Annotated in this window: 32 protein-coding genes and 1 pseudogene; 14 read left to right on the forward strand and 19 right to left on the reverse strand. The window is 41.2% G+C overall.

The genetic code is table 11. The features are described from left to right. Positions 1-464: 464 nt before the first annotated feature. From DK857_RS04780 to flgA, 3 genes are all read right to left on the reverse strand, one after another. Positions 465-905 (reverse strand): flagella synthesis protein FlgN, encoded by a 441-nt coding sequence (locus tag DK857_RS04780; RefSeq protein ID WP_109395188.1) that lies wholly within the window; start codon positions 903-905, stop codon positions 465-467. Positions 906-918: 13 nt separating this feature from the next. Then, positions 919-1,218, reverse strand: a complete 300-nt coding sequence (flgM, locus tag DK857_RS04785) for a flagellar biosynthesis anti-sigma factor FlgM (RefSeq protein ID WP_075673036.1) — start codon at positions 1,216-1,218, stop codon at positions 919-921. A gap of 371 nt (positions 1,219-1,589) precedes the next feature. After that, positions 1,590-2,246 (reverse strand): flagellar basal body P-ring formation chaperone FlgA, encoded by a 657-nt coding sequence (gene flgA, locus DK857_RS04790; protein WP_109395136.1) that lies wholly within the window; start codon positions 2,244-2,246, stop codon positions 1,590-1,592. 209 nt (positions 2,247-2,455) lie between these two features. Between flgA and flgB the strand changes: the two genes are divergently transcribed. The 11 genes from flgB to flgL all read left to right on the forward strand — a co-directional run bounded on the left by flgB (position 2,456) and on the right by flgL (position 12,602). After that, positions 2,456-2,866, forward strand: a complete 411-nt coding sequence (gene flgB / locus DK857_RS04795) for a flagellar basal body rod protein FlgB (protein WP_098942419.1) — start codon at positions 2,456-2,458, stop codon at positions 2,864-2,866. Positions 2,867-2,876: 10 nt separating this feature from the next. Then, complete coding sequence (flgC, locus tag DK857_RS04800; protein ID WP_023581815.1) at positions 2,877-3,281, forward strand: flagellar basal body rod protein FlgC; 405 nt, start codon at positions 2,877-2,879, stop codon at positions 3,279-3,281. Between the two features lie 12 nt (positions 3,282-3,293). Further along, positions 3,294-4,124: a flagellar hook assembly protein FlgD gene (locus tag DK857_RS04805; RefSeq protein WP_109395135.1), complete on the forward strand. Its 831-nt coding sequence runs from the start codon at positions 3,294-3,296 to the stop codon at positions 4,122-4,124. A 27-nt stretch (positions 4,125-4,151) separates the two neighbouring features. Then, complete coding sequence (flgE, locus tag DK857_RS04810) at positions 4,152-5,378, forward strand: flagellar hook protein FlgE (RefSeq protein ID WP_109401687.1); 1,227 nt, start codon at positions 4,152-4,154, stop codon at positions 5,376-5,378. 21 nt (positions 5,379-5,399) lie between these two features. Further along, positions 5,400-6,155 carry a flagellar basal body rod protein FlgF gene (locus DK857_RS04815; RefSeq protein ID WP_075673031.1) on the forward strand — a complete coding sequence of 252 codons (756 nt, stop codon included), beginning with the start codon at positions 5,400-5,402 and terminating at the stop codon, positions 6,153-6,155. Between the two features lie 19 nt (positions 6,156-6,174). After that, complete coding sequence (gene flgG, locus DK857_RS04820) at positions 6,175-6,957, forward strand: flagellar basal-body rod protein FlgG (protein ID WP_036935743.1); 783 nt, start codon at positions 6,175-6,177, stop codon at positions 6,955-6,957. A gap of 63 nt (positions 6,958-7,020) precedes the next feature. Next, the gene (locus DK857_RS04825; RefSeq protein WP_109401688.1) at positions 7,021-7,764 is read left to right on the forward strand and encodes a flagellar basal body L-ring protein FlgH; all 744 of its coding nucleotides are present in this window, start codon (positions 7,021-7,023) and stop codon (positions 7,762-7,764) included. Between the two features lie 14 nt (positions 7,765-7,778). Next, on the forward strand, positions 7,779-8,885 hold the full coding sequence (locus tag DK857_RS04830; protein WP_109395134.1) for a flagellar basal body P-ring protein FlgI: 1,107 nt from the start codon (positions 7,779-7,781) through the stop codon (positions 8,883-8,885). Beyond that, complete coding sequence (gene flgJ, locus DK857_RS04835) at positions 8,885-9,871, forward strand: flagellar assembly peptidoglycan hydrolase FlgJ (protein WP_109395133.1); 987 nt, start codon at positions 8,885-8,887, stop codon at positions 9,869-9,871. Before DK857_RS04830 ends, flgJ begins: the two co-directional genes overlap by 1 nt. 118 nt (positions 9,872-9,989) lie before the next feature. Then, positions 9,990-11,633 (forward strand): flagellar hook-associated protein FlgK, encoded by a 1,644-nt coding sequence (gene flgK, locus DK857_RS04840; protein ID WP_109401689.1) that lies wholly within the window; start codon positions 9,990-9,992, stop codon positions 11,631-11,633. Between the two features lie 24 nt (positions 11,634-11,657). Then, complete coding sequence (gene flgL / locus DK857_RS04845) at positions 11,658-12,602, forward strand: flagellar hook-associated protein FlgL (protein ID WP_087802138.1); 945 nt, start codon at positions 11,658-11,660, stop codon at positions 12,600-12,602. Between the two features lie 85 nt (positions 12,603-12,687). Here the strand turns inward: flgL and DK857_RS19210 are convergent. The 15 genes and pseudogenes from DK857_RS19210 to fliF all read right to left on the reverse strand — a co-directional run bounded on the left by DK857_RS19210 (position 12,688) and on the right by fliF (position 24,633). After that, positions 12,688-13,176 (reverse strand): annotated as a pseudogene (locus DK857_RS19210) (GNAT family N-acetyltransferase). Continuing rightward, positions 13,164-13,406 carry a type II toxin-antitoxin system TacA family antitoxin gene (locus DK857_RS04855; protein WP_227003125.1) on the reverse strand — a complete coding sequence of 81 codons (243 nt, stop codon included), beginning with the start codon at positions 13,404-13,406 and terminating at the stop codon, positions 13,164-13,166. Before DK857_RS04855 ends, DK857_RS19210 begins: the two are co-directional and overlap by 13 nt. 143 nt (positions 13,407-13,549) lie before the next feature. Continuing rightward, positions 13,550-14,332, reverse strand: a complete 783-nt coding sequence (fliR, locus tag DK857_RS04860; protein ID WP_109395131.1) for a flagellar biosynthetic protein FliR — start codon at positions 14,330-14,332, stop codon at positions 13,550-13,552. Between the two features lie 5 nt (positions 14,333-14,337). Further along, positions 14,338-14,607: a flagellar biosynthesis protein FliQ gene (gene fliQ / locus DK857_RS04865; protein WP_069367481.1), complete on the reverse strand. Its 270-nt coding sequence runs from the start codon at positions 14,605-14,607 to the stop codon at positions 14,338-14,340. A 15-nt stretch (positions 14,608-14,622) separates the two neighbouring features. Then, a complete protein-coding gene (gene fliP / locus DK857_RS04870; protein ID WP_023581828.1) occupies positions 14,623-15,393 on the reverse strand; it encodes a flagellar type III secretion system pore protein FliP in 771 nt (256 codons plus the stop codon). Then, positions 15,393-15,839 (reverse strand): flagellar biosynthetic protein FliO, encoded by a 447-nt coding sequence (gene fliO, locus DK857_RS04875; protein ID WP_109395130.1) that lies wholly within the window; start codon positions 15,837-15,839, stop codon positions 15,393-15,395. The genes fliP and fliO overlap by 1 nt, the downstream gene beginning before the upstream one ends. Before the next feature lie 3 nt (positions 15,840-15,842). Continuing rightward, positions 15,843-16,253: a flagellar motor switch protein FliN gene (gene fliN / locus DK857_RS04880; protein ID WP_023581830.1), complete on the reverse strand. Its 411-nt coding sequence runs from the start codon at positions 16,251-16,253 to the stop codon at positions 15,843-15,845. Then, entirely contained in the window at positions 16,246-17,277 is a 1,032-nt protein-coding gene (gene fliM, locus DK857_RS04885) for a flagellar motor switch protein FliM (RefSeq protein ID WP_023581831.1), read from the reverse strand. The genes fliN and fliM overlap by 8 nt, the downstream gene beginning before the upstream one ends. Before the next feature lie 5 nt (positions 17,278-17,282). Then, positions 17,283-17,765 (reverse strand): flagellar basal body-associated protein FliL, encoded by a 483-nt coding sequence (gene fliL / locus DK857_RS04890; RefSeq protein ID WP_006533151.1) that lies wholly within the window; start codon positions 17,763-17,765, stop codon positions 17,283-17,285. Positions 17,766-17,942: 177 nt separating this feature from the next. After that, positions 17,943-19,343: a flagellar hook-length control protein FliK gene (locus tag DK857_RS04895; RefSeq protein ID WP_109401691.1), complete on the reverse strand. Its 1,401-nt coding sequence runs from the start codon at positions 19,341-19,343 to the stop codon at positions 17,943-17,945. Further along, complete coding sequence (gene fliJ, locus DK857_RS04900) at positions 19,343-19,789, reverse strand: flagellar export protein FliJ (RefSeq protein ID WP_109373786.1); 447 nt, start codon at positions 19,787-19,789, stop codon at positions 19,343-19,345. The genes DK857_RS04895 and fliJ overlap by 1 nt, the downstream gene beginning before the upstream one ends. Positions 19,790-19,825: 36 nt before the next feature. After that, positions 19,826-21,193: a flagellar protein export ATPase FliI gene (gene fliI, locus DK857_RS04905; protein ID WP_109401692.1), complete on the reverse strand. Its 1,368-nt coding sequence runs from the start codon at positions 21,191-21,193 to the stop codon at positions 19,826-19,828. Beyond that, positions 21,193-21,912 carry a flagellar assembly protein FliH gene (gene fliH / locus DK857_RS04910; RefSeq protein ID WP_023581834.1) on the reverse strand — a complete coding sequence of 240 codons (720 nt, stop codon included), beginning with the start codon at positions 21,910-21,912 and terminating at the stop codon, positions 21,193-21,195. Before fliH ends, fliI begins: the two co-directional genes overlap by 1 nt. After that, positions 21,905-22,903: a flagellar motor switch protein FliG gene (fliG, locus tag DK857_RS04915; RefSeq protein ID WP_006533145.1), complete on the reverse strand. Its 999-nt coding sequence runs from the start codon at positions 22,901-22,903 to the stop codon at positions 21,905-21,907. The genes fliH and fliG overlap by 8 nt, the downstream gene beginning before the upstream one ends. Beyond that, the gene (gene fliF / locus DK857_RS04920; RefSeq protein ID WP_109401693.1) at positions 22,900-24,633 is read right to left on the reverse strand and encodes a flagellar basal-body MS-ring/collar protein FliF; all 1,734 of its coding nucleotides are present in this window, start codon (positions 24,631-24,633) and stop codon (positions 22,900-22,902) included. Before fliF ends, fliG begins: the two co-directional genes overlap by 4 nt. Before the next feature lie 276 nt (positions 24,634-24,909). Here fliF and fliE point away from each other — a divergent pair, with 276 nt between their 5' ends. After that, entirely contained in the window at positions 24,910-25,221 is a 312-nt protein-coding gene (gene fliE / locus DK857_RS04925) for a flagellar hook-basal body complex protein FliE (protein WP_072068509.1), read from the forward strand. 530 nt (positions 25,222-25,751) lie between these two features. Further along, positions 25,752-25,829, forward strand: a complete 78-nt coding sequence (locus DK857_RS19550) for a DUF2933 domain-containing protein (protein ID WP_227003126.1) — start codon at positions 25,752-25,754, stop codon at positions 25,827-25,829. A gap of 110 nt (positions 25,830-25,939) precedes the next feature. Here the strand turns inward: DK857_RS19550 and DK857_RS04935 are convergent, their stop codons facing one another. Beyond that, complete coding sequence (locus DK857_RS04935) at positions 25,940-26,320, reverse strand: nuclear transport factor 2 family protein (RefSeq protein ID WP_109401695.1); 381 nt, start codon at positions 26,318-26,320, stop codon at positions 25,940-25,942. Positions 26,321-26,473: 153 nt separating this feature from the next. Here DK857_RS04935 and DK857_RS04940 point away from each other — a divergent pair, with 153 nt between their 5' ends. Continuing rightward, a complete protein-coding gene (locus DK857_RS04940) occupies positions 26,474-26,812 on the forward strand; it encodes a GlpM family protein (protein ID WP_072068506.1) in 339 nt (112 codons plus the stop codon). The last annotated feature ends 13 nt before the right edge of the window (positions 26,813-26,825 follow it).

The following is a 26,825-nucleotide window of genomic DNA, read 5'->3' on the forward strand; positions in this document are numbered from 1 at the left end:
AAGCCAAAGTAGCAAAGACACTTAGCTTGAACGAAGAGAAAGCAGCGTCATTTAGGCGCAGTCGGTAATAAGCCCTTATAGGGCAAGAGCAAACCACCCGTTTTACGGGTGGTTATGATATTTATAAAATAGAAGGATGTGATGGGGTAGAGAGTCGGAGTCGTGTTAGCTTTTTACTCACAACAAAGAGAGAAGTCAGTTCATCAAGAAATAGATAGAGATAGCTTAGTGATATCTATTTTAGTGTTATGAAAAGGTGTGGTAATGATGTGGTGATGGTGCGGTAATCAAGATTTAAATAAGAGTTAAGGTTTAGATAAGAGAAGTGTCACAAGAAGATGAGATAAATAACCGTACTGTGTGATCGATTGGCGGCTTTAAAGTAAGTGGCGTTTTATCCGCAACGCAAAACGCCATCAATATTGATGGCGTATCGTGTGAATTCTGATAATTATCGAGAAAACCTAAACCTGAATTTTACGCCCAGCCAGTGTTGAACGCTGTGCTTGCCCATCAGAACCATAAAGGGTTGGGCTGTGGTTCTTCTGCAAAAAACGGATAGCATCACTATTACGAGCGATATGTTGATCGAGCAGTAATCCGTTATGTTGATTCAGATATTTTAACTCCGCCGTAATGTCTATTATCTGTGTCCATAAATCAGATAAGAACGGCAACCCTTCATAAGGTTTTTCTACACCGGCTTGTAGGCTTAGCGTATGACGCTGTTGGTCTGTATGACCTAAAGCCGACAAGACAAAATTCTTCTGTTCAGTTACTTCGTGTAGGGCATTAATATCAATATTACCTGCGCATAATAACTGTTGTTCAGCACGTAAAATACCCGCAATGGTATTAAGCTGTGATAATTGAAGATCTAAAGTCTGGCGGAGTTCTTCCATCATAATCATTAAAATATTATTGAGTTATGCTTTCAGCAGCTTCACGGAAAAGAGCGTCCGCAATTTTACCGCTGTCCATGGTTAATGTTCCGTTGGCAATTGCTTCTTTTAAGCGAGCAACTTTCTCAACGTCAATGTCTTTATTTCCAGGTTGAACAAGTTTTTTCTGCGCTTCACTCAGTTTTACAGAAGTGTCGCCTGTTGCAGTTTTTTGTTCAGTCGTTCCCGATTTACGTGAGCCTTGAGTGACTTCACCCGGGTTACGTTGTGCAATTGCGTTAATCGGAAGCAGTGGATTCGCGCGTTCAATACTCATAGGAAAATCCTTTGTTAGGCATCAATTAATAGTCAGATGAAGCCATTGTAAAACAACCTATGTGTTTTCGCCTATCATCTTGTTTCTTTATATCGGCTATGAAATCAAAAACTTTAATCTTAGTCGTCATACTTCAAGCCGTAGCGTTGTTGACCGCATTCACTCACACTAGTCACATACTTATGTATGCTCCTAGCGGTTCGTTCATTTATCGCCTAGCTACAACTTGAATTATTTAGAGTAAAAAATGTATACAAATACAATATTTGTTCAAATTGTAACGCAAGAGAGTTTACCTCGGCTTGCCATAACTGAAACGGGTAACAAGCAATTCAATATAGGCTTATTCTGCTTATCAGCCTTTTAATCTATTAAAGAGGGATGCGTACAGAGCCGTTTTCCAGTGCTTCGCCGGTGACGATTTGGCCTGATTTAACTCTTACTCGAATAGTTTCATTGGCGACAGCATTGTTTACGGCTTTACCTTCATAACGGATCTGAAAGTGAGGGCCTTGCGCAAATACAGTGACTGTTTGTCCCGCCAAAATAGCCCAAGGGCGACGAACCATTGTCGAAGTTAAAGGTTTTCCTGCGGATATTTGTCGCATTGCGATCGCATTTTTAATTAATACCGGATCACGTAATACATCATAAGGTAATTTTTCTAATTCGCCCGTTGCCATGCTAACGGCAGAGGTCTCAATAATGTCATCACGATTAATGTCTTTTTTCGCGATTAAATATTCACCATTAACGCTAACATCAATTTGAATAAAACGACGTTGTTTATCACACTGAATTGGGATTGAAAGACGTCCCCAATTACGAGTACCAACATGACGTTGGATCTCTTGTGTTTGGCAGACAGGCCATTTATCTTCTGGTGTTAAAACTGTCACAGTCACTTTATCGCCTTGTTGATGAAGTGCGACAAAGAAATCTTGTAGTTCTTCAGGGAGTGATTTCGCGACACTTACATTCACCATAAAGAAAAAAGAAAATAGACCGATAAGAGTTCTAACTAACATAATTTGTATCACCTTACAGAGTTGATGCTAATTGTGCGTTTGCCATTGTTTAGCAATAACAGTGTACATCGACTTTGCACGCCTTAAACGCATAAATAGCAATCCAATTTACGCCTATTCCTCCAATCATCTTTTTTTTGAGCGTTTATTCTGTCAACTGAAATTGTTTTATCAGCTGAGGTAAGTGGCTTAGCCACCAAGGATAGAAGATGCTCGATAAATTAGAAAATACGTTTCATTTTCAACAAGAAGCGCTCTCAATACGCAATAAACGCCAAGAAATTCTCGCTGCGAATATCGCTAACGCAGATACCCCAGGCTTTCAGGCTCGTGATATTGATTTTGCTTCTGAATTGAAAAAAACCATTGAAAATGGACGCTCAGGTACTCATGGCATGCAATTGGCTATGACATCTGAACGCCATATCCCGATCAAACCCGGTTATCGCTTAGAAGCGGACTTACTCTATCGCGTGCCTCATCAAACTGCGATGGATGGTAATACCGTGGATATGGATATGGAACGTAGTAATTTTGCTGACAATAGCCTTAAGTATCAGGCTGATGTGACATTTATTAACTCGCAAGTTAAAAGCATGATGGCTGTATTGCAACAGTAGGGTAAAGAACATGTCTTTATTTAGTATTTTCGATATTTCAAGTTCAGCACTTTCAGCGCAATCACAGCGTTTAAACGTGAGTGCCAGCAATATGGCAAACGCTGACAGTGTTGCGGGTCCAGATGGCGACCCATATCGTGCAAAGCAGGTTGTTTTTCAGGTAAATGCACCAGCCGGCCAAGAAATTGGTGGCGTGCGTGTCACTGAGGTGGTGGATGATCCTGCACCATTTCGTATGGAATATCAGCCGGGGCATCCTTTTGCCGATGAAAAAGGGTATGTGCGGATGCCAAATGTTGATGTTGTGGGTGAAATGATTAACACCATCTCTGCATCAAGAAGCTACCAAGCTAACGTCGAAGTGATGAACACGGCAAAATCGCTGATGCAAAAAACACTGATGATAGGTCAATAGGGAGAATAAATTGTGGGTATTTCCTCCTCAATGAATGAACCTTATGATAATACCATTATCGGGGATGCTCCTTCTTCATACCATACGAAAAAAAGTGGTAGTGATGATATTAAAGGGAATTTCCTGACACTTCTCATCACCCAGATGAAAAATCAAGATCCAACAAACCCAATGCAAAATAATGAGCTAACTTCCCAATTAGCTCAGATTTCAACCGTTGAAGGCATTGAAACACTGAATAAAACAGTGAATAACATTGTTGGGCAGATTGACCAAAGTCAGGCGTTAAAAGCCTCTTCACTGGTGGGACGAGGTGTTATGGTCTCTGGGAATAAAATTGTTGTCTTTCAGCCAACCGACGGTAACGGTGAGACTGAAAAACCCGGTGATGGGAATGGCACAATTCCAACACCTGACACTCAAAATGAAAAAACACGTCAGCAAATGGGAACGTATAAAGTAGATGGTACGGATCCAAATACGCCTGACAGTGAACACCTTTTTTCAACGCCTTTTGGTTTTGAATTACTCAGTCCAACCGATTCTCTTACGATAAACATCACCAATGCGAGTGGTGTGACCGTTCGTACAATCAATATGGACAAAAAGATGCTACCGGATGTTTATAACTTCTCTTGGGATTGTACTGATGAAAATGACAATCCTGTTCCACCGGGAAGCTATAAATTTACCGTTAACGCCACGCTTAATGATGCTCAGGTCCCTGTTAAGACACTGAATTATGCGCTGGTGAATAGTGTGTCCATGGTGGATGGTGGTGCCCGCCTTGATGTTGGCTTAGGTAATACCGTTTCATTGGATGAAATTCGTCAGGTTCTTTAACTAACACATATTCAACTTGGAGGGCGCATGTCCTTTTCACAAGCAGTAAGTGGTTTAAACGCAGCAGCCGCTAACTTAGATACTATCGGTAACAATATTTCTAACTCTGCAACCTACGGTTTTAAAGGTGCAAACGTTTCTTTTGCAGACGTTTTCGCCGGTTCAGGTGCAGGTCTGGGTGTTAAAGTTGCAGGCATTAGCCAAAACTTTAAAGACGGTAGTATCACAACCACTAACCGTCCAACAGACGTGGCAATTTCTGGCGGTGGTTTTTTCCGCATTGAAGACCAAAATGGCGGTGTTTTCTATTCACGTAACGGTGAATTTGGTAAAAATAAAGACGGTTTCCTGACCAATATGCAAGGTATGCGTGTAACAGGTTATCCAGTACAAGTTGTTGATGGTAAAAATGTTGTTCAAAAAGGGGCGACACCAACACCTATCGTTATTCCTACCGATATGATGAATGCCAGTGCAACAGACAAAATCAATATGGCGGTTAACCTGAATTCAGGTGAAGAGAAACCTGCTAAAACGCCATTTGATTCTAAAGATGGTGATACTTATAACTTCAGTACTAACGTTACCACTTACGATAGCTTAGGTAATGAACATAACCTGAACTTATTCTTTGTAAAAACTAATGACAATGAATGGAAAGTTTATGGGCAAGATACGTCAACTAAAATAGCAGGTGGTGCGCCAACGCGTCATCAAGATTTAGGCACTTTAAAATATACCAATGCAGGGGTGCTAGAGAGTTATACAAAGACCGATATGAATATTGCTTCTTTGAATGGCTCTGCTGTGGGTACTATCGAATTAGATTTCACTGGTAGCACTCAGCAAAAAGTCTCTGAATCCAGCGTATCTAAATTAGCGCAAAACGGTTATCAAGCGGGTGAATTCACCAACTTCCGTATTGAGCAAGATGGCTCAATCATGGCCACTTACTCAAACCAACAAAGCCAAGTTGTTGGTCAAATCGCATTAGCTAACTTTGCAAACGCAGGTGGCTTAAGCTCACAAGGCGACAACATGTGGTCTGAAACTAACGGTTCAGGTTCACCAATCGTCGGTGTTGCAGGCTCTGGGGTATTCGGCAAATTAACCAATAACGCATTAGAAGCGTCTAACGTGGATATGAGCCAAGAGTTAGTTAACATGATCGTTGCTCAACGTAACTATCAATCAAACGCACAAACCATCAAGACTCAGGATCAGATCCTGCAGACTCTGGTTAGCTTGCGCTAATAACGCCGGAAATAATCTGTTATGGATCATGTGATTTATACCGCGATGGGCGGCGCCAGACATTCGATGGAAAATCAAGCTGTCGTGGCAAACAACTTAGCAAACGCATCAACGCCGGGATTCAAAGCGCAGCTTAGTGCAATGCGAGCCGTACCTGTCAATGGCGATACCTTACCGACTCGTACATTAACGGTAGCATCAACGCCAGGTAGCGATCAGAGTCAAGGAACGATGAACTATACCGGCCGATCAATGGACGTTGCTTTAAGTGATAACGGCTATTTAGCGGTTCAACTTGAAGATGGTACTGAAGCCTATACCCGAAACGGGAATATCCAACGTAACGCTGACGGTATGTTGATGGTACAAGGTCGTTTGTTAATGGGCGATAACGGTGCAATTGAAGTACCTGCTCAAGCAAATGTCAGTATTGCCAATAACGGTATTGTGACTGCGCATGTGCCTACTGATCCACCAAAAATGCTGGGTCAAATTGGTCGTCTGAAAATGGTAAAACCAGAGCAAAACGATTTAGTTCGTGGTGATGATGGGTTATTCCATTTATCACCGAAAGGAGTTGCGCGTGCTGGTGAGGAATTACCTGCAGATGATAGCGTGAAGGTGTTAGCTGGTGTGTTAGAGGGCAGTAATGTCAATCCAGCAGAAGCCATGGTCGATATGATAGCAAACGCAAGACGTTTCGAAATGCAAATGAAGGTTATTCATAGCGCTGATGATAATGCGCAACGAGCTAACCAATTGCTATCACTGAGTTAAATAGTGTAAGGGGAAAACCATGATCCGTTCTTTATGGATTGCTAAAACTGGGTTGGATGCACAACAGACAAACATGGATGTGATTTCCAACAACCTCGCGAACGTCAGCACCAATGGCTTTAAACGTCAACGTGCGGTTTTCGAAGATTTACTGTATCAAACCATTCGCCAGCCTGGTGCGATGACTTCTGAACAGACAAATGCACCTTCAGGCTTACAAATTGGTACGGGTGTTCGTCCGGTTGCGACTGAGCGTTTACATAGTCAAGGTAATTTGGCTCAAACTAATGGTACTCGTGATGTGGCGATTAAAGGACAGGGTTTTTTCCATGTCCAGTTACCTGATGGTACAGACGCTTATACCCGTGATGGCTCTTTTCAAATGGATCAAAATGGGCAATTAGTCACCACCAGTGGTTTCCAAGTTGTGCCTGCAATTATTCTTCCTGAAACTGCGAAAAAGGTCATGATTGGTCGTGATGGTACAGTCAGTGTTGAGATTGAAGGCTCCCCTGCGCCACAACAAGTCGGTCAATTGACACTAACTACCTTTATTAATGACAGCGGATTAGAAAGTGTCGGTGAAAACTTGTACTTAGAAACCGCAAGTTCTGGTGCACCTACTGAAAATGCCCCGGGTATCAACGGCGCAGGTTTGTTGTATCAGGGATATGTTGAAACCTCTAACGTTAACGTAGCTGAAGAGCTGGTCAATATGATCCAGACTCAACGTGCTTATGAAATTAACAGTAAAGCGATTTCAACATCTGATCAGATGTTACAGAAACTAACGCAACTCTAATTTCGTTTGTTCATTAGCCTGACAGGGTTTCCTGTCAGGCGTATTACTAAAAGAGTATCGAAGATGGATACAAAGGTCATTACTGACAATTCTGGGGCAAGAAAGCTTAGTGTCAGATGGCGTCGTCATCAACGTTTAGGTACCGCCCTGTTGGTACTGACACTGTCGGGATGCGCATATATACCCAAAAAGCCGTTAGTAGAAGGTAATACAACGACGGTTCCAACGGCACCGACTGCACCGGCACCCAATGGCTCTATTTTTCAGGCAACTCAGCCTGTTTATTTTGGCTATCAACCTTTATTTGAAGATAGACGCCCTCGAAATATAGGCGATACGCTGACTATTACATTGCAAGAGAATGTCAGTGCAAGCAAAAACTCATCTGCAAATGCTAGCCGTAATGGTAAAGCAGGATTCCTTGCTGCGATTACGCCGGGATTCTTAGAAGGGATATTTGGTAATAAACGTACAGATATGAGTATGGAAGGAAACAGTGACTTTGGCGGTAAAGGTGGCGCAAATGCGAACAATACCTTTAAAGGCACCATTACAGTTACCGTCGATCAGCTCCTTGCCAATGGAAACCTGCATGTTATTGGCGAAAAGCAAATTGCTATCAATCAAGGTACTGAATTTATCCGTTTCTCAGGTGTTGTGAACCCAAGAACTATCAGTGGTACTAATACCGTAAATTCAACCCAAGTTGCTGATGCGCGTATTGAATATATCGGAGACGGTTATATCAATGAAGCACAGTCTATGGGATGGCTACAACGCTTCTTCTTAAATGTATCACCTTTTTAATGAGTAGGGTCCAGATGAAAAAAATAGCGATGAGCCTTTTCTTTATCGTGATGACATGTGTCGGTTTTTCCGCTCATGCCGAACGGATCAGAGATCTCACCTCTGTTGAAGGGGTGAGAGAAAATGCGCTGATTGGTTATGGTTTGGTTGTGGGATTAGATGGAACGGGTGACCAGACAATGCAAACCCCGTTTACCACGCAAAGTCTGAATAACATGCTCTCACAATTGGGGATCACAGTACCAGCCGGCACCAATATGCAATTGAAAAACGTTGCTGCGGTGATGGTAACTGCAAAATTACCGCCTTTTGGTCGTACGGGGCAATCCATCGACGTTGTTGTTTCATCCTTAGGTAATGCAAAAAGCTTACGTGGTGGTACGTTGCTGATGACACCGCTAAAAGGTGTTGATAATCAGGTTTATGCTTTAGCACAAGGTAATATTATTGTCGGGGGAGCAGGTGCATCTGCGGGTGGTAATAGTGTTAAGGTTAACCAGTTAGCGGGTGGACGAATTAGCAGTGGCGCTATCATTGAACGTGAACTACCTTCGCAATTTGGTCAAACAGGTCTGCTGAACTTACAACTGAATGAAGAAAACTTCACTTTGGCACAACACATTTCTGACACTGTTAATAAATTAAGAGGTGTGGGTACCGCTATGCCTTTAGATGCACGTACAGTTCAATTACGTGTTCCTATTGGTAAAAGTGAACAAGTACGTTTCTTGGCTGAAGTACAAAACCTTGAAATTAAACGTGTTGTTGCAGATGCGAAAGTGATCATCAATGCAAGAACGGGTTCTGTTGTTATGAATCGTGATGTGACATTAGGAAGTTGTGCGATTGCTCAAGGTAATCTTTCCGTTACGGTCGATAGCCAAGTGAATGTAAGCCAACCTAATACTCCGTTTGCGGGCGGTAGCACCGTTGTAACGCGTAATACCAGCGTGAATATGAGTGAACAAGGTGGCTCATTACAGCAAGTGAATGCAAGCGCAAGCTTAAACGAAGTGATCCGCACATTAAATGCACTTGGTGCAACACCAACAGATTTAATGTCAATTTTGCAAGCAATGGAAAGCGCAGGTTGCTTACGTGCGAGATTGGAGATTATCTGATGAAAGATTTATCTCTGCTTTCTTCAATGCCGGCAATGTCAGCGCCGGCATATGATAGTAACGCATTGAATAAACTTAAATATCAGGTTGGACAAAATGCTGATCAGCAAGGACTGCGCCAAGTGGCGCAGCAACTTGAAGGTGTTTTTGTTCAAATGATGTTAAAAAGCATGCGTGATGCCATTCCTCAAGAAAGCATGTTCAACTCAGAAAGTACCAAAATGTACACCTCTCTTTATGATCAACAAATTGCTCAAGACTTATCACAAAAAGGATTGGGCTTTGCTGACATGATAGAAAAACAACTTTCAGCCAAAGTCACGATGGACCCTAGCGAAATGGCAGGTAAAACACCCATGCCATTAGATGGTAGTGATATTTTTCAATCCATGCCAACCCAAGCCTTGGGGCAAATTTATCGTGCTATGCAGCCTTATCAAAATGCCGTTGAAAGCACGATTGGTAAGCTTAAGGGCTTATCTGAAAGTAGTGCTTCTTTTGCATCAAAACTGTTAGGACCTGCGAAACAAGCCACAGAAGGTACTGGTGTACACCATCTTTTAGTTGTTGCTCAAGCCGCGCTTGAATCAGGTTGGGGTAAGCGTGAAATTCTAACCGGTGACGGCAAACCAAGTTATAACCTGTTTGGTATCAAAGCAGGAAGTAGCTGGAAAGGGCCTGTCACGAATATCATGACAACTGAAGTGATTGATGGTAACTCGATTAAAATGCGTGATAATTTCCGTGTTTATGGCTCCTATGTTGAAGCTATTCAAGATTATCTCAGACTTATCACTGAAAGCCCTCGTTACGCCAAAGTACCTCAAGCTCAAACCCCTGAACAAGCAGCTTACCGTATTCAAGAAGCGGGTTATGCCACCGATCCGGGTTATGCGAAAAAACTGGTTTCAATTATTGGTCAATTAAAAGGAAGTGGTGAGCAAGTTGCTAAAACTTATACTCACGATTTAAGCGACCTATTTTAATCATTTTCCCCTCAAGTTTAGAGGGGAAGAACCGATAATAAAGACCAGAGCATTCATATCAATTGCCCAGTTATGCTCCGTACATACGGGAGATGACTAAACGTAAAAGGATAGACAAATGTCCAATAGTTTAATTAATACAGCGATGAGCGGACTTAATGCGGCACAAGCTGCGATGAGCACTATCAGTAATAACATCGCTAATCAGAAAGTTAGTTGGTATAACCGTCAAATGACAGTATTTAATGAAAACGGGGGTACGATGACCGGTAATGGCTATATCGGTAATGGCGTAAACGTCAGTCGTATTCATCGTGAGTACAATGAATTCCTGGCTGGTCAATTGAATCGTGCCGTGACTAAGCAAAGCGCCCTAAATAGCTATACTAAAAACATCTCACAAATTAATGATTTGTTAGCAGATAAAGGGAATGATGTTTCGAGTGCAATTGACGAATTCTTTACTAGCTTACCAAACGTAACCAATAATGCAGAAGATAATCCTGCACGTACGACAGTTATTGGTAAAGCAGAAGCCATGGTTAATATGTTTGCAAAAGCAGACCAATCATTGCGTGATCTGGAAAAAGATATCAATAGTCAGGTGACGAATACCTCTAAAAATATCAATGAATATACAAAGCAGATTGCTAAATTAAATAACGAAATTAGTCGTTCTAAAGGCTTTAATGGCGCTGATCCGAATGACTTATTAGACCAACGTGATCGTTTAGTTCAAGAATTGAATACATTAGTGGATGTTCAAGTTACACAACAAGACGGTGGTTTTGTTAACGTGACATTTGCTAATGGTTTACCGTTAGTTTCTGGTACACGCGCTTATGAAGTGTCCGCTATTCCATCAAACAAAAACAGTGAACGCCTTGTTATCGGTTATAGCAATGGTATTGATGAAGTTCGTGAAGTGGATGCAAAACGCATTAAAGGCGGTGAACTTGGTGGTGCATACCGTAGCCGTAACGAAGTATTAGATCCAAGCCGTAATCAATTGAATCAATTAGCATTAGTGTTGGGTGATCAATTTAATAAACAACACAAAGAAGGCTATGATTTAAATGGCGACAAAGGTGAGGATTTCTTTAAGTTAGGTGGTGCTCATGTGATGACGAACGGTAAAAACAAAGGTGATGCTACCTTTGATGTGAAATATACCGATTCTAAAGAAGTGAAAGCTGCTGACTATACCGTTACATATGAGAGTGGCAAATGGAATGTCACAGTAGAACCTGGTGAACGTAAATTTCAAGCCACAGCTGATGCGACAACGGGCGAATTAAAATTCGAAGGTATGAGTATCAAAGTTAATGGCACACCACAAGAAGGTGATTCTATTGTGGTCCAATCTGTGGGTAATGTGATTGCAGGTATGGAAGTGGCTGTGACGGATCCAAGTAAGATTGCGGCTGCTGGCTCTAAAGATACAGGTCCAAGCGATAACGAAAATATGAAAAAATTGTTTGAGTTACCTGATGAAAAAATTATTGATGGTAAAACAACAATTGCTGGTGGGTATGGCTCATTGATCAGTATGGTGGGTAATAAAGTCAATACAGCACAAGTTGATTTTGATGCACAGACCTCAATCACCAAAAGTATTCAGTCTCAGCAACAATCTGTTTCTGGTGTGAACTTGGATGAAGAATACGGTGAAATGTATCGTATCCAAGAATATTACATGGCAAATGCTAAAGTTATTCAAACAGCAAATACCATGTTTGATGCGATTATGCAGGTTTTATAAGCCTCATGAATTAAGGAATAAATTGTGCGCTTAAGTTCAAATCAAATATTTTCCCAGCGAATGGATAATATCACCAGTTCGCAAAGCAAATGGATGACTGAAGGAAATAAAATCTCCAGTGGTCGTCGTGTTGAAAAACCATCAGATGATCCAATGGCGGCTTCTCAAGCCGTTATGGTTAAGCAATCTGAATCACGTAACCAGCAATATGCAACAGCGCGTGGGTTTGCAAAAAACAGTATGTCTTTGCAAATGAGTTTAGCCAGTCAAATGGTTAATATTACAACTAAAATTCAAGAAACGCTGGTTGCTGCGGGTAATGATGCAACATTAAGCGATGAAGACCGCTCATCTCTTGCTGATCAATTACAAGGTTTAAAAGATCAGCTAGTGGGGATTGGTAATACAAAAGATGGTGTGGGTCGCTATATTTTTGCCGGTTTCCAATCAGATAAACCGCCTTTTGTGGCTGATGCAACAGGCAAAATCACCTACCAAGGTGGTGATAAACAAATTACCCAAAAAGTAGATAGCAATATTGAAATGGTCACTAACTTCACTGGGATTGAAACATTACAATCTTCAGGAAGTAAAGGAACAGCACCGGATATTTTTGAAGCATTAGATGGTGCTATTACTGCATTACGTGAACCTTTAACAGGTAAACCACAAGCAGATCGCGATGCAGCATTAGAAAAAATTGATGCTGCAAACCGCGTTAACCGTGCAACCTTAAATAATATTTCAAGTGTTGAGGCCAAGTTAGGTTTACAACTTCAAGAACTTGATAATTTGGATGATTTAGGGGCAGATACGTCGTTAAGAAACGCAAAACGTTTAAGTGAATTACGCGATTTAGACTGGACGCAAGCCATTTCTGATTATTACCAAGAAGAGTCTGTATTACAGGCTTCTTATAAAGTCTTTAACGATATGAAAGACATGTCGATGTTCAAAATGTATCGCTAATTATTTAGTTCTGTCTTAAGACATTTTGATATCACCCCTGGTATTTATTTATCAGGGGATTTTTTTATCAATTAAACCCAATAAACTATATTTTCTTTTTTAATGCTAAGAATAAGATTTTGTCTTGAGTCGAAGAAGCTTTGAAACCATGATGAAGATAAAAATGTTTTGCGCTTTCAGTTAAAGCATGAACCTTAATCGCTCTAACACCAATGTTTTCAGCTAAATGATGACAACGCAAAACAGCATCTCTTAACAAATCGGCACCAAGACCTCTTCCATGAAAAGTTTTATTAACAGCAAGCCTAGCTAAAATGATCACGGGTATTGGATCTGGCATATTACGACGAATATGACTAATTGCCTCAGTATGGTTAACACTACCTGTCGCTAAAGAATAGTATCCAACAACACGTTTTTATTTTTTCACAGACCACAAATGTACGTGATGTACCTAAAATTGGTTTTTTAAACCTCTTTGTTTTATCCAGTTATCTAATACATTTTCACTACTATAAAAATCAGTCACTTCATATGAATTTGATAACGGCTCAGGTGCTGTTACTTTTCCCATAATGGTTTTCTCATTAATAACTTTTCAAGAACAGGGTCAATATCAACCGGCGCATCAATAATTTCTATAAATCCTACATATTGAGCATCATTTAAATTAAAAGTTCTACGGTCTAAAATGACGTCTTCAGCAGCTTGGCATGCTGTATCAAGAATAAAGTCAGTACGAGATTTATGGAGAAGTTCAGTAGCAATATCAATAAGTGCGCGTTGTGATTTTTTAGCGTGAATATTGAGCTATACGTCAGTTTTCATATCACACCTCCTTGTATAGCAATTGATATACAAGGATTGTGGAATAAACAATATTAGCTACAAAAAAGCAGATAAATTTTAATTCGAGAACTGCGATTAAAAATAAACTAATTTAAATCTTAAGAAACCAACTGCTGCAATATTAAGGTAATACGATTAAACGTATCGCTAAAGACGCGCTCTGTAAATACAGGTAATGCAGGCATAATCATAGATAATGCTAACATACCAACAGTCAGTGTAAGAGGGAAACCAACCACAAAGACAGAAAGCTGTGGCGTCATACGGTTTAGAATGCCTAATGAAAGGTTAAGTACTAAAAGTAGGGTGATTAATGGCATGGCTAACATCATACCGTTAATAAATATAGTGCCACCACTTTGAACTAAAGTAAGAATACCTAAAGAATTAAATGTCTGATTTCCAATAGGAACAACATAGAACGTATCAACTAATATAGATAATAGCCATAAATGACCATCAAAGACCATAAATAACAGCATTGTTAACATATTAAAAATACGTGCCAGAATAGGCATATTAGGGCCACCTGATGGATCAACGAAGGTGGCGAATGAAAGTCCCATCTGTAAACCAATCACTTCACCGGCATGACGAACAGACGCGAACGCTAACTGCATCGATAACCCTAGAATTGTGCCAATCAAAATCTGTTGTAATAGTACCCAAAAAGCAATAAGCGAGAATAAGGGCACATGACTTTGTGGTAAGCCTGGTGCGACTAATGCTGTAATCAAAAAGGCGAGTGCAATGCGAAATTTTTTAGGTGTTTGTCTTTCACTAAATAGCGGTGCAGTGCTAAAAAGGGCGAGTATACGCACAAATGGCCAGAAAAAATCACTAATGTAGCCGTTAAGCATTTCACTGGTCAGGGTTATCATTGCTATTAACCAATCATCCCAGGAATGCCAGTAAATAAGTTATGCATATAATCGACAAGTAAACTTAACATCCAAGGGCCAGCAACTAAAATCGCGGCTAATACAGCAAGAATTTTCGGGATAAACGATAATGTCATTTCGTTTATCTGTGTTGCGGCTTGGAGCATACTGATCACAAGACCCGTCACCAGAGCGGACAATAAAAGAGGGCCTGCTAGTGATAAAGCGATTTTCATCGCTTCAGTACCTAGTGCTAAGACGGATTCTGGTGTCATGGGGTTACCTCTGCGCTAATTGAAAAAGCTTTGTGCAAGCGAGCCTAATATTAATTGCCAACCATCGACTAAAACAAAAAGCATAAGTTTAAATGGCAATGAAACTGTGGCAGGTGGCACCATCATCATACCTAGCGCCATCAACACACTGGCAACAACTAAGTCGATAATAAGAAAAGGAATAAAAATCATAAAACCGATTTGAAAGGCGGTTTTTAGCTCACTCGTAATATAAGCGGGAACCAAAATACGCATCGGTACACTTTCGCGTGTTTCAAATGCGGGTGCATCGGCAAGACGGGCAAACAGAGCCAAGTCAGTTTCACGAGTTTGTTGCATCATAAACTGGCGCAAAGGTTTAGAGCCATTCTCTAAGGCTTGCTCAAAGGTAATTTGATCTTCAGTAAATGGCATATAGGCATCTTGATAAATTTTATCAAAAACCGGTGCCATAATGAAAAAGGTCATAAATAACGCCAAACCAAGAACGACTTGATTTGGTGGTGCAGAAGGTGTACCTAAAGCATTACGTAATAATCCAAGAACAATAATAATGCGGGTAAAACTGGTCATCATCAGCAAAACAGCAGGAATAAACCCTAAAGCTGTAATGAAGATTAATGTTTGAACTGGCAATGACCAACTTTGGCCACCACCTGGTAAAGGCTGTGTAATAACACCCGGAAATTGGGCAAACGCACTGCTAGGTAACAAGATTAAAACCAGCACACTAGCGAAGAGACGCCAACGCTTTAATGCGTTAAAAAAAGTGACACACTGATGCATTATGAGTTGCCTTTATCTCGCTTTAGCGTTTTTTGTAATATTTGAGTAAACAATGGCGATGTTGGTGATGAGGTCGCTTCCTGCGAGGCTTTTTCAGGGACGGGTAATTTATGCAACAGATTTACCTGTGATGCGGTTACCCCTAATACAAGCCATTCCTGTTCAATTTCAACCACCACCACTCGTTCTTTCGCACCTAACGAACAACTTGCTTTGACGCTCAGTTGTGCTGCTGTTCCTTTAAATGAACCACGGGTAAAGCCAAAACGGCGAAATAACCACATAGCAACAATAATAAGAACAATGATGCCTGCAAGTGCCGTGCTAACTTGAGCAAGACTTTGACCTACAGGCAACGGTTGTGTAGGTGTTTGAACAGTTTGTGTTGTAGCGGGTGCGGTAGTATTTACCGCACCTTGGCTGGAAAAGGAAGGAAGCTGTTCCATAGATTAACGGCTCAGGCGACGCATACGTTCTGATGGTGTAATGATATCGGTAATACGAATACCGTATTTATCAGAAACAACCACAACTTCACCTTGAGCGATTAAATAGCCATTGATAAGAATATCAAGAGGCTCACCAGCTAAACCATCCAGTGAAACGACAGAACCTTGTGACAAGCTCAGTAATTTTTTAATGGTCATTTTGGTGCGGCCTAACTCTACTGTTAATTTGACTGGAATATCCATAATCAAATTGATGTCAGAGAGATGATTCAGTGCATCGTCTTCAGGTAAAAGATGTTCAAATAGATCGGAACTATTATCCTGGCTTTTCCCAGTTTGCTGTTCCATTGCATCAGCCCACATATCCTCAGCCGATTGTGAATTATCAGTTGGGCGATTTGCATCACTCATTGGTTTGTTCCTCATCCAGAGCGTTTAAAACAGGGTTAATTAGGTGTTCAACACGAAGGGCATATTGCCCATTTACTGTACCGTATTGGCTTGTTAATACGGGCACACCATCAACATGTGCAATCAATCTTTCTGGTTTATCAATCGGGATAACATCTCCTTCTTTAAGTGTTAACACTTTTGATAAACGCAGTGGGATGTCAGTAAAGTTTGCGACCAGTTCAAGCTCTGAATGCTGAACTTGGTTGACTAAACTATCTAACCAAACCCCATCTTCTTGACGGACATTTTCAATTGGTGGATTGATCAGTCGTTCACGTAATGGCTCAATCATGGCAAACGGGATACAAATACTAAATTCTCCAACCATTGAGCCAATTTCTACCTGAAAAGGTGTCGTAACAACAATGTCATTCGGTGATGAGGTGATATTGGTAAATTTCACCTGCATTTCAGAACGAACATATTCCACCTGAATTTTGAATATGGAATCCCAAGCATCACGGTAGGCATCAAGTGCCAGTTTCAACATTTTGTTGATGATCCGCTGCTCTGTGTTGGTAAATTCACGTCCTTCCACAGGGATTGGAAAACGGCCATCACCACCAAACAGGTTATCTACCGCGATATAAACCAGATTTGGTTCAAAGGTAAATAATGCTGTTCCTCGTAACGGTTTTAAATGCACCAAGTTAAGGTTCGTTGGCACAGGTAAGTTACGAGCAAAGTCGTGATAAGGGTGAATTTTAACGCCACCAACAGTAATGTCAGGACTCCGACGGAGCATGTTAAACAGCCCCATACGGAATTGACGTGCAAAGCGTTCGTTAATAATTTCTAACGACTGTAAACGTTCTCGAACCACACGACGTTGCGTGTTGGGGTCATAAGGCTGAATATCCGGTTCATTCGGATCCTTCGCTATCGCAGGTTCCCTGTTCGCGCTTTTTTTGGCGTCGTCACCTGATGTGTCATCATTCAGCAGAGCATCAATCTCTGCCTGTGAAAGGATATTATCGCTCATAATGATTATCGCAGAATAAACGTGGTAAACAGTACATCGGAGAGGATCTGTTCAGATTCTCCCGGTACGAGAGTCGGTCTCAGCGTTTCTTTTACATCCGTCATTAGCTGGAGTTTTCCATTGTCTGTCGCGAGCTTATTAGCCTGTTGACGAGAAAGCAGTAATAACAAGCGGCTACGAACCTCTGGTAAATAATCATGTAGACGCTTGCGAGTGTCTTCATTATGCAATCTTAATGTGATCCCTATGTAGAGCACTCTGTCTAAGTGTTCTTCGTCATCAATTAGATTTACCGTAAAGGGTTCTAATGACATAAAAACGGGTGCTGGTATAACTTTTTGCTGACTTGTGCCCGCTGAACCTGATTTAGCATGCTTCAATGCCCACCAACTATATCCACCGAATGCCGCTGCAATAATGGCGATCACCAATAAAACGATGATCAGAATTAAGCTATAGCTTTTACGTTCATTGCTGTAATTAGACATGGACAGTTAAATTCCTGTTTTGTAGTGGATACGTGTTCACTGTTGTGGACTTCCATATCCATCTAAATCAACCTTAATTATCCCGCTATTTCTGTTTTTTAATTGCAGAAACAGATAGGGAAAAAACCATTAACTCTTACGTTTATTGACATAGTGTGTCCTCCCAATACATTTGTATTAGGCGAAAATATCAACACCACCACGAGCAGATGCTAATTCTTGAGGCGTAAGGGTTATCTTTTGTAGTGCCGTTTCAGAGGCTAATTGCAGAGAATTACCCTCGCTTCCTTGATGATTATCGGCACCATCTCCACTAAATTGAGAGGAATCTGGCATATTTTGTTGTTGCCAACTGTCATTAGTGTCGCTAGACACCTGACTCTGCGTGAGCTGGATCCCATTTTCAGAGAGGGCTTGACGCAATTGATGCATGGCATTTTCTAATACAGAACGAACTTGTCCGCTTTGTGAAGCAAGGTGCAACTGTGCTTGCCCATCTTCTATTTTCATGCGGATATGCAATGAACCTAGCTCTTCAGGGTGTAAACGTAGCTCTGCCTTTTGTAAGCCATTACGGCTAAACATCACAATTTGTTGATTAAGTTGCTGTTGCCACTCTTGTGTTCCCACTTGTGCATTTAATACCTGTGTTGCCATCGGTGAAAATTGCATTTGTGGTTGTGCTGATGAGTGAGCATGACCTGTAATACTTTGTGAAGCTAAAGAAGAGGTAGAAAGGGTGTTGTGAAGATCGGTTTCTACAACACGATTACCTGCCACCATTTGCTGAGCAACATTGTCCGCTAATTTTGCATTTGCAACTTGTTTATCGCCGTTTAGTAATGCATTCACTTTTTCTGCTGTTGGCGTTAAAAGTGTTGCGATGCTATCTCCTTTTTTCGCAGAAGTTTTTTCTGTTTGATTAGCACCGGCACGTGTACTTTCTGTTGTTAATGTCGCTGTCTCTGGACGTAGCTGGGTTAACAAGGACTTTTCATCTGATTTTGATAGATTAAGCTTGTCGGTAAGGTTGAAGTCCGACATATCGTTATCTTTTGAAATAGTACGTGCTAATGAGGCTAAACCTTCATCATGTTTAACTGATTGATGCTGTTGTAATGCTTGAGTCAGCTGTTCAGAGGGAAGGGTAAGACGCTTTAACCCAGGTAGTCCTGCTAACTGAACAGGAAGTTCAGCGGCAAGTTCTTCTGCTGACATTAATAAAGAAGGGGTTTTATTTTCAACGATAGCCGCAAATTGTTCATTATCCGGCAAAGTAAGAGTCAATTGAGATTTCTCAAGAGATGACTCTTCTATCACATTGGGTTCTGTAGTGACAGACGCAAGATGACTACCGTCTTCTTTTGTTTTGTCTTCATCAGAGTGTGAATGTGCTTTGTTTTCTTTCGTTGAAGGGTTTGTGATATTAGCTGTCTTTTTATCACTCTGTGCGTTTTGAGGTTGAGAGCCCAAAAGCTGAGCAAATGTCGGGGCATTATCACCGGGCTGACTATTTGAAGCGGATGTCGTTCCCGGAGAGGCTGCAGCGACATCCATGGTCAGAAGCGTTATCTCCATCAAGTTGTTCTCCGTAAAGTACTACGCTGTGCGTACTCGTCCATTTGTTTCTGTTCAATACGATCAAGATGTCGCTTACGGCTATCTTCAGCGCGTTGCTCCAAAGTCTCAAATGCATTGAGTCGTTGCTGTTTTTCTCTCCATTGTTCAGTTGCAAGATCAAGTTGCGTCTGCCAATGTTGAAGTTGTTGTTTATGTTGTTCGATAGTCAATTCGAGCGTTTTGAGAAATTGTTGGTAGTTTTGCCACGATGCTGACGACATCCCCCCTAAATTTAACGTTTCATTTAGACGTACACGGTATTCATCCTGATACCCAATCAACATATTGAGTTGCTGTTCCATTTGTTGATGACTCTGCCGGACCTGAGCCAGTTGAATAGCGGCTTGTTCAGCCGCTGTCTGTGCCAGTTCTCTCAGTGTCACTAAAGGTGACTGCTCCCGCATTGGAACCCTCTTTACTTTCTCTGATTATGTTCAGAATTAGTTTACTGTGATCAGTTGATTAAGTTGCTCACATGCACTTTGATAACTGCATTGCTCTTGAATATCTTGTTGTAAGAACTTCGCGAGGGACGGATAAAGTGCAATCGCTTTATCAAGCATAGGATCACTGCCCGCAGCATAAGCACCTACGTTAATTAAATCGCGGTTACGTTGATAACTCGATAAAAGCTGTTTAAACACTTGCACACGACGATAATGTGTTTTATCAATCAGTGACGTCATTGCACGGCTAATAGATGCTTCGATATCGATAGCAGGGTAGTGCCCAGATTCTGCAAGAGAACGCGAAAGCACAATATGGCCATCTAAAATCGCACGCGCGGAGTCTGCAATTGGATCTTGCTGATCATCACCTTCCGTTAAAACAGTATAGAAAGCCGTGATAGAGCCACCACCATCAACGCCATTTCCTGCTCGTTCAACCAATGCTGGTAATTTTGCAAAGACAGAAGGTGGATAGCCTTTGGTTGCAGGCGGTTCGCCTACTGCAAGGGCAATTTCACGTTGTGCCATACTGTAACGTGTAAGTGAATCCATAATCAGTAAGACGTGTTTTCCACGATCACGAAAATCTTCGGCAATACGTGTTGCATAAGAAGCACCTTGCATACGAAGAAGTGGTGATACGTCAGCAGGTGCCGCTACAACCACTGAGCGTGCTAAGCCTTCAGTGCCGAGAATATTTTCGATAAAGTCTTTAACTTCACGTCCACGCTCACCAATTAATCCAACAACAATCACATCAGCCTGAGTAAAGCGCGCCATCATGCCTAATAGCACACTCTTACCTACACCAGAGCCTGCAAAAAGGCCCATACGCTGACCTCGACCCACAGTTAACAGTGAGTTGATTGCACGTACACCCACATCTAGTACATCGGTAATCGGAGTACGTTGTAGTGGGTTGATAGGCGGTGTAATTAGCGGTGCGCGATAACTGGTATCTGGTGGTGGTAAACCATCTAAAGGATAACCTGAGCCATCTAAAACACGCCCTAACAGCGTATCTCCAAGAGGCAACTGGCGACCTTCATTTTCACCGCCCGGAGTAGCCTGAGCATAAACACGGGCCCCCGGTGTTAATCCCTCGACTTCCTGTAAAGGCATTAACAACATTTGGCTACCGTTGAACCCAACGACTTCACTTTCAACTTCTTCAACAGTTTTACCAATGGTACGTTCTATTAAACACGTAGAGCCAAGGGGCATAACAAGCCCCTTAGCTTCCATGACTAAACCTGTTGCTCTGGTTAAACGACCATATTGACGTACACGCGGAATTTTATTTAAACGCGCTTCTGCATCACTGAGTTTTTCTAACCAACGCCCCAATCTTGCTGTCATTACAACGCCTCCGGAGCAGCAAGACGACAAAGCTCATGCCAACGAGTTGCAATCGTGGCATCGAGATCGCCATCATTTGTCACAACACGGCATCCACCAACATGAATACTGTTATCGGCAACTACTTTCCAACCATGAGCAGAAAGTGAATCACCCAGCTCTTTTTCAATCTGTGGAATATGTTTTGGGTTAACTCTTAACTGTGGGTTGTTTGAGAACATTTGTTCCTGTTGCAACATTAAGGTGATTTGCGCCAGTAATGCAGAACCATCACAAACAGCAGGCTGACCTAAAACTTCTTTTGCCGCTGTGAGGGCGATTTGCATTAAACGTGAAGCAATAACACTGTCTAACCCATTTAAAGAGTGCCTAAACTCAGCCAGCAATCCTTGCCATTCATTAATTAATGGTGATTGCTGAGCAATGCCTTGGCGAATACCTTCTTCAATACCTGATTGTAATCCAGCCTGATAGCCTTCCTGATAACCCTGGTTTTTCCCTGCCTCAAAGCCTTCAGCGTGGCCCAATTTCTGGGCCTTGTCTTTCATGTCATCAAGCATATTAATTTGCTCAAGGACTTTCTGTTGCTGAACGACTTCTTTTTCCTGTTTTTCGACTTCCTTTTCGTCTTCTGTCGTTTCCTCGACCGTTAATGCCCAATCAGTGAGTTCTTTTGGAACCCAAGGCTTCCAGTTAGTATCAGTATGTTTATCAGACATAGGTATCGTCTCCTCCATGAAGAACAACCTCTCCAGTCTCTGCTAATTTGCGTACCACAAGCAGAATTGCTTTCTGCTCTGCTTCCACTTGAGACATACGGACAGGGCCGCGAGAATTCAAGTCATCACGCATGATCTCAGCAGCACGTTGCGACATATTGTTGAGGAAGTGATCGCGTAGCTCTTGATCGCATCCTTTCAATGCCACAACCAAGGAGTCGGATTCCACTTCCTGTAGAATGCGCTGGATAGAGCGGTTGTCGATATCGATAAGGTTTTCGAACAGGAACATTTCGTCGATAATTTTTTGTGCCAATTCGCCGTCGTAATCGCGAACCGCAGTAATGACATTCTCTTCTTGCTGACTCTTCATCAAGTTGATGATTTCAGCAGCAGTACGAACACCACCCATTTTACTGCGTTTGAGGTTTTGACCATCAAGCAGGTTATTCAGTACTTCAGTTAACTCTGCTAATGCTGACGGTTGAACACCACCAAATGTTGCGATACGTAACATCACGTCATTACGTAATTTCTCATCAAACAGGGCAAGAATATCTGCCGCTTGACCCCGTTTGAGGTGAACCAAGATAGTTGCGATAATCTGCGGATGTTCGTCGCGGATAATATCGGCAGCCATTTGTGGTTCCATAAAGTTAAGTGTCTCGATACCCGTTGTTGTTTCACGAGTTTCAGAGATCTCATCTAATAGATTATTCGCACGTTCTTCACCCAAGGCTTTAACCAGAACGGAGCGTAAATAATCGTTCGCATTGACGTTCAATGCTGCGTATTGAACTGCGTCTTCTTCAAAGCTTGCCATAACATCAATCAATTGCTGATTTGAGATATGACGCATTGATGACATTGCAATACTCAGCTGTTGAACTTCGCGTGTACTTAGATGTTTAAATACTTCCGCCGCTCGGTCTTCACCGAGTGTTAGTAACATAACGGCGCTTTTTTCGGTTCCAGTTAAGTTATTACTCATTGCTCTTTACTCATCCATTGACGAATTACCATTGCGACGACACGAGGGTCTTTCTCTGCCATTTCACGGATACGTTGGCTCTGCAATTCGGCACTCACACGTTTACGTGCTTGTTTACGTCTTGCTTCGTCATCTAATTCTGCTTCATCAACATCATCTTTAACTTGTAGCTTGGTTTTCAGTACAGCTTTCTGTGCAGCAATTTCAGCTTCACGACGTTTTTCAAGCTGTGGTTTCACCAGTTTGCGCCATAAGATCCATGCGATGATGACAAGTAATAACCAGCGACCTAAATCTAATGCTTTCGCCAGAATTTCTGGATTTTCCCATACAGGAACGGTGATCACTTTCTCTTCAATATCGTTGAACTGCGAGTTCACGACACTTAACGAGTCACCACGTTCTTGGGAATAGCCCATCGCTTCACGAACAAGCCCTTCAATTTGCTGAATTTGTTCATCAGTTAGCGGAACAAGTTTAGTTTCAACAATAGGCTCTTCGCCTTCAGCAGCTTCTTTCTTATCTTCAACAGTTTTGTAGTTCACAATAACAGCGACAGAAAGACGCTCAACATTACCTACTGGACGTTTGATATGGCGAATTCGGCGATCAACTTCATAGTTGGTTGTTTCATCTAAACGGCTATTGCTGTTTGGATTACGCGTTAATGTGCGATTCGTACCCGTACCCGTTGCATTGGCGCCATCTGTTTTCTCACCTTCTTGCGCTTTTGGTGCTTCAATAGGCGCTTGAGGTGGAGCAACAGGCTGATTAGATAATGCACCAGGAACACCGCCAGCTAACATGCCTCCATTTTGCTCACTTTGGCTCAACTGTTTTGAACGTACGGCGGCTTGGTTTGGTGGCTGGTTTGGTTTGTACTCTTCCGCTGTTTCTTCAGTATGAGAGAAATCAACTTGAGCCGTCACCTGTGCATGAACGTTTCCACGACCTACAATCGGGCTTAATAACGTTTCAATGCGTTGCTGGTAACGATTTTCTAGCTCTTGAACATATTTCAATTGGGTAGAGTTAAGGTCACGACCCATTGCATCAGGTTGTGTCAATAATTTACCGCTTTGATCAACAATGGTCACACTGCTGTCGGGCATGCCCGCAACACTGCTCGCAACGATATGCACGATGGCATTAATTTGACCTTCATCCAGCGCTCTACCCTGTAAAAGACCCACCGTAACGGATGCAGAAGGGGATTTCTGTTCGCGAACAAAAAGAGATGGCTTTGGTAGTGCTAAATGAACACGAGCATTTTGTACAGGACCTAATGTCTCGATAGTGCGAGCAAGCTCACCTTCAAGTGCACGTTGATAGTTAATCTGTTCACTAAATTGGCTGATCCCGAACTTTTCTTTATCTAACAGTTCAAAACCGGCAGCACCGCCTTTTGGAAGTCCCGCTTGCGCGAGTTTCAGGCGTAATTCATGAACCTGATTGTCAGGCACCATAATCGCCGCGCCATTTTGCGACAAGCGATAAGGTACATTCATCTGTGTTAACTGTGTGACAATTTCGCCACCGTCTTTATCGCTAAGATTACTATAAAGCACTTTATAATCAGGGCTTTGTAACCATAAAAATGCAGCAACAAAAATGGCAATAGCCGCCGAGCCCGCAATAATGAGCGGAATTTTCGGATCGGCTTTTATCCGGTTAATAATGGCGTTAAAACCCTTATTCTGGTTCACAACGTCGGTTTTTTCGGCATTCATAGACAATCCTTGCCTTGTAGTTCGGGATGAATACTAAAAGCGTGGCGTAACAAAACAGACTCCCCTTACGCAAATAAATAAACCTACTCTCAGGTGTCTCATTATTGGCCTTTTGCGTTTCATTTAATGGCGTAATTAGCCCTTAACTTTTGCGTTAATTACTCGCTTTGGAATGAAGCCCCTGTGTTAGGGTATAACTCGGTAAGCGTGTTGGTTCACTTCCTTACTATGACATTGATTCAGTAATTGAATTAGATGATTAACGCAGAGGTTTATATGTCAATTCCAGCTATTGAAAGTGTTCTGGATAAAATGCAAATCCAGACTTTGCAAGCATCCAATATTGCGAAACCCCAGCCAGTACAAGCGGGGTTTGCAACTCAGCTTGTTCAAGCCGTGGGTAAAATTAATGAAACTCGAATGAATGCAACCAACAAAGTTCAAGCGTTTACCTTAGGTACGCCAGGTGTTGAATTAAACGATGTAATGGTGGATATGCAAAAATCCAGTATCTCATTACAAATGGGCGTACAAGTACGTAATAAGCTGGTAGCCGCTTATCAAGAAATAATGTCGATGCAGGTGTAGTAACTTATCATTTGATAAAGGTGACTTTTCTTTTATATAGCTATAAGGAAGCACCTAATCAAAACAGAATGGGGCATCTTGCTCAATATCATTGAATGGATGATATAAGTTTTTGTATGTAATTAAACATTCGAATACTTATATTATTGTCTGTTATTTATGGTGATGAGTGCCCCGATTTGTGTTGACGTTTCGTAGTCAGAGATATTTATTTTTCCATGAAACATGAAACATGAAACATGAAACATGAAACATGAAACATGAAACATGAAACATGAAACATGAAACATGAAACATGAAACATGAAACATGAAACATGAAACATGAATTTTTATATTTAGCTCTAAATTTTATGGTAATCCTATTATTAGTCGCGGTAAAAATTATCTCAATATTTTTGATAACACGATGTATATGCCAAATAAATAAAAATTATTGACAAAAATACGGATTAAATAACAAATCCATACTAGACGTTCCTCTTAGAGTAAGCCCTATCATCATTTTAAACATGATTTAATGAGATGATTATGTGGGAACTTTTAATAGATAATTGGTTTATTTTGATGTTATTACTTTGCCCGTTAATGCACCTCTTTATGCATTAACATCATCATGGCGAAAACAGTTCATACGATTGTTGTAAGAATAAAGAAGAAGCAACGGCAGCAGAAAAAAGAAAACACATTTAGATACTTAAATAGGTTATTAAATATTGCTATTGAGCTAAATAATCAGATTTAGCTGTGCCTTGATGAAATCTTAGCTGCCAATCATTACGAGAATTTTTTATCCAAAAGGATGAACGGTAAGCCTGCTTTATTTTTTTGTTATCTTCTAACTGATAACTGACATAAGTTAACAGCATCACATCATCACTTAATTGTGAACCTTGATAATTTTCTGAATAAACCTCTATATTACGATTTTCGTTTGTAAGACTGTTAATTGTGTCTGTTTTATTAATGCAAACACCAGAGCGGCAAAACTCTATAAACTCATTATGTAAAAGTTGAATAAGTACATCTGTATTTTTTCGATGGGTACTTTTGTGAAGTGTTTTTTCTTGTTGGATTAGTTTTTTATAAAGTTCGGTCATGTTTATCTTTATTTTATGGTTAGATACATAGCGTAGTGGGTTTTATCATCAAAAATATCATATTATTTTAAACCACAAAAAATAAAATCAGCTCACATACAAATATGAATAGGTATGATAGTAGTAAGGTTTTTGTAAATTGATGAAAAAATAATGGGATTACTGGTTAAAGCACTGATAGGTGCGTTTGTTGTGGTATTAATCGCCGTTTTATCGAAATCACGCCATTACTATATTGCGGGATTGGTTCCGCTATTTCCCACTTTTGCGCTTATTGCACACTATATTGTTGGCTCCGAACGCTCTATTGAAGCGTTGCGTACCACCATTATTTTTAGCCTATGGGCCGTTATTCCTTATATGGTTTACCTAATTTCACTCTATGTGATGATCAACTATGTAAAATTATTTACGGCACTAGCTACGGCAGTGATTTGCTGGGTTATTGCTGCTTGGTTACTTATTCAGTTATGGAACAAATTTCATGGATAGGGCCTTTGCTCGT

Origin of the sequence: Proteus terrae (assembly GCF_003144325.1) — a bacterium.
Classification (GTDB): domain Bacteria; phylum Pseudomonadota; class Gammaproteobacteria; order Enterobacterales; family Enterobacteriaceae; genus Proteus; species Proteus terrae.

Excerpts from the sequence above, each read along its gene's own strand:
- fliI (WP_109401692.1), bottom strand. The coding sequence starts at position 21,193 with ATGACAGCAAGATTGGGGCGTTGGTTAGAAAAACTCAGTGATGCAGAA.
- fliH (WP_023581834.1), bottom strand. The coding sequence starts at position 21,912 with ATGTCTGATAAACATACTGATACTAACTGGAAGCCTTGGGTTCCAAAA.
- flgM (WP_075673036.1), bottom strand. The coding sequence starts at position 1,218 with ATGAGTATTGAACGCGCGAATCCACTGCTTCCGATTAACGCAATTGCA.
- fliO (WP_109395130.1), bottom strand. The coding sequence starts at position 15,839 with ATGGAACAGCTTCCTTCCTTTTCCAGCCAAGGTGCGGTAAATACTACC.
- fliF (WP_109401693.1), bottom strand. The coding sequence starts at position 24,633 with ATGAATGCCGAAAAAACCGACGTTGTGAACCAGAATAAGGGTTTTAAC.
- DK857_RS04940 (WP_072068506.1), top strand. The coding sequence starts at position 26,474 with ATGGGATTACTGGTTAAAGCACTGATAGGTGCGTTTGTTGTGGTATTA.
- DK857_RS04935 (WP_109401695.1), bottom strand. The coding sequence starts at position 26,320 with ATGACCGAACTTTATAAAAAACTAATCCAACAAGAAAAAACACTTCAC.
- DK857_RS04895 (WP_109401691.1), bottom strand. The coding sequence starts at position 19,343 with ATGGAGATAACGCTTCTGACCATGGATGTCGCTGCAGCCTCTCCGGGA.
- fliG (WP_006533145.1), bottom strand. The coding sequence starts at position 22,903 with ATGAGTAATAACTTAACTGGAACCGAAAAAAGCGCCGTTATGTTACTA.
- fliQ (WP_069367481.1), bottom strand. The coding sequence starts at position 14,607 with ATGACACCAGAATCCGTCTTAGCACTAGGTACTGAAGCGATGAAAATC.
- fliP (WP_023581828.1), bottom strand. The coding sequence starts at position 15,393 with ATGCATCAGTGTGTCACTTTTTTTAACGCATTAAAGCGTTGGCGTCTC.
- flgE (WP_109401687.1), top strand. The coding sequence starts at position 4,152 with ATGTCCTTTTCACAAGCAGTAAGTGGTTTAAACGCAGCAGCCGCTAAC.
- fliM (WP_023581831.1), bottom strand. The coding sequence starts at position 17,277 with ATGAGCGATAATATCCTTTCACAGGCAGAGATTGATGCTCTGCTGAAT.
- DK857_RS04780 (WP_109395188.1), bottom strand. The coding sequence starts at position 905 with ATGATGGAAGAACTCCGCCAGACTTTAGATCTTCAATTATCACAGCTT.
- fliL (WP_006533151.1), bottom strand. The coding sequence starts at position 17,765 with ATGTCTAATTACAGCAATGAACGTAAAAGCTATAGCTTAATTCTGATC.
- flgG (WP_036935743.1), top strand. The coding sequence starts at position 6,175 with ATGATCCGTTCTTTATGGATTGCTAAAACTGGGTTGGATGCACAACAG.
- flgB (WP_098942419.1), top strand. The coding sequence starts at position 2,456 with ATGCTCGATAAATTAGAAAATACGTTTCATTTTCAACAAGAAGCGCTC.
- flgA (WP_109395136.1), bottom strand. The coding sequence starts at position 2,246 with ATGTTAGTTAGAACTCTTATCGGTCTATTTTCTTTTTTCTTTATGGTG.
- flgC (WP_023581815.1), top strand. The coding sequence starts at position 2,877 with ATGTCTTTATTTAGTATTTTCGATATTTCAAGTTCAGCACTTTCAGCG.
- DK857_RS19550 (WP_227003126.1), top strand. The coding sequence starts at position 25,752 with ATGTGGGAACTTTTAATAGATAATTGGTTTATTTTGATGTTATTACTT.
- DK857_RS04815 (WP_075673031.1), top strand. The coding sequence starts at position 5,400 with ATGGATCATGTGATTTATACCGCGATGGGCGGCGCCAGACATTCGATG.
- fliN (WP_023581830.1), bottom strand. The coding sequence starts at position 16,253 with ATGAGTGATGCAAATCGCCCAACTGATAATTCACAATCGGCTGAGGAT.
- fliE (WP_072068509.1), top strand. The coding sequence starts at position 24,910 with ATGTCAATTCCAGCTATTGAAAGTGTTCTGGATAAAATGCAAATCCAG.
- fliJ (WP_109373786.1), bottom strand. The coding sequence starts at position 19,789 with ATGCGGGAGCAGTCACCTTTAGTGACACTGAGAGAACTGGCACAGACA.
- DK857_RS04825 (WP_109401688.1), top strand. The coding sequence starts at position 7,021 with ATGGATACAAAGGTCATTACTGACAATTCTGGGGCAAGAAAGCTTAGT.
- DK857_RS04830 (WP_109395134.1), top strand. The coding sequence starts at position 7,779 with ATGAAAAAAATAGCGATGAGCCTTTTCTTTATCGTGATGACATGTGTC.
- flgK (WP_109401689.1), top strand. The coding sequence starts at position 9,990 with ATGTCCAATAGTTTAATTAATACAGCGATGAGCGGACTTAATGCGGCA.
- flgJ (WP_109395133.1), top strand. The coding sequence starts at position 8,885 with ATGAAAGATTTATCTCTGCTTTCTTCAATGCCGGCAATGTCAGCGCCG.
- fliR (WP_109395131.1), bottom strand. The coding sequence starts at position 14,332 with ATGATAACCCTGACCAGTGAAATGCTTAACGGCTACATTAGTGATTTT.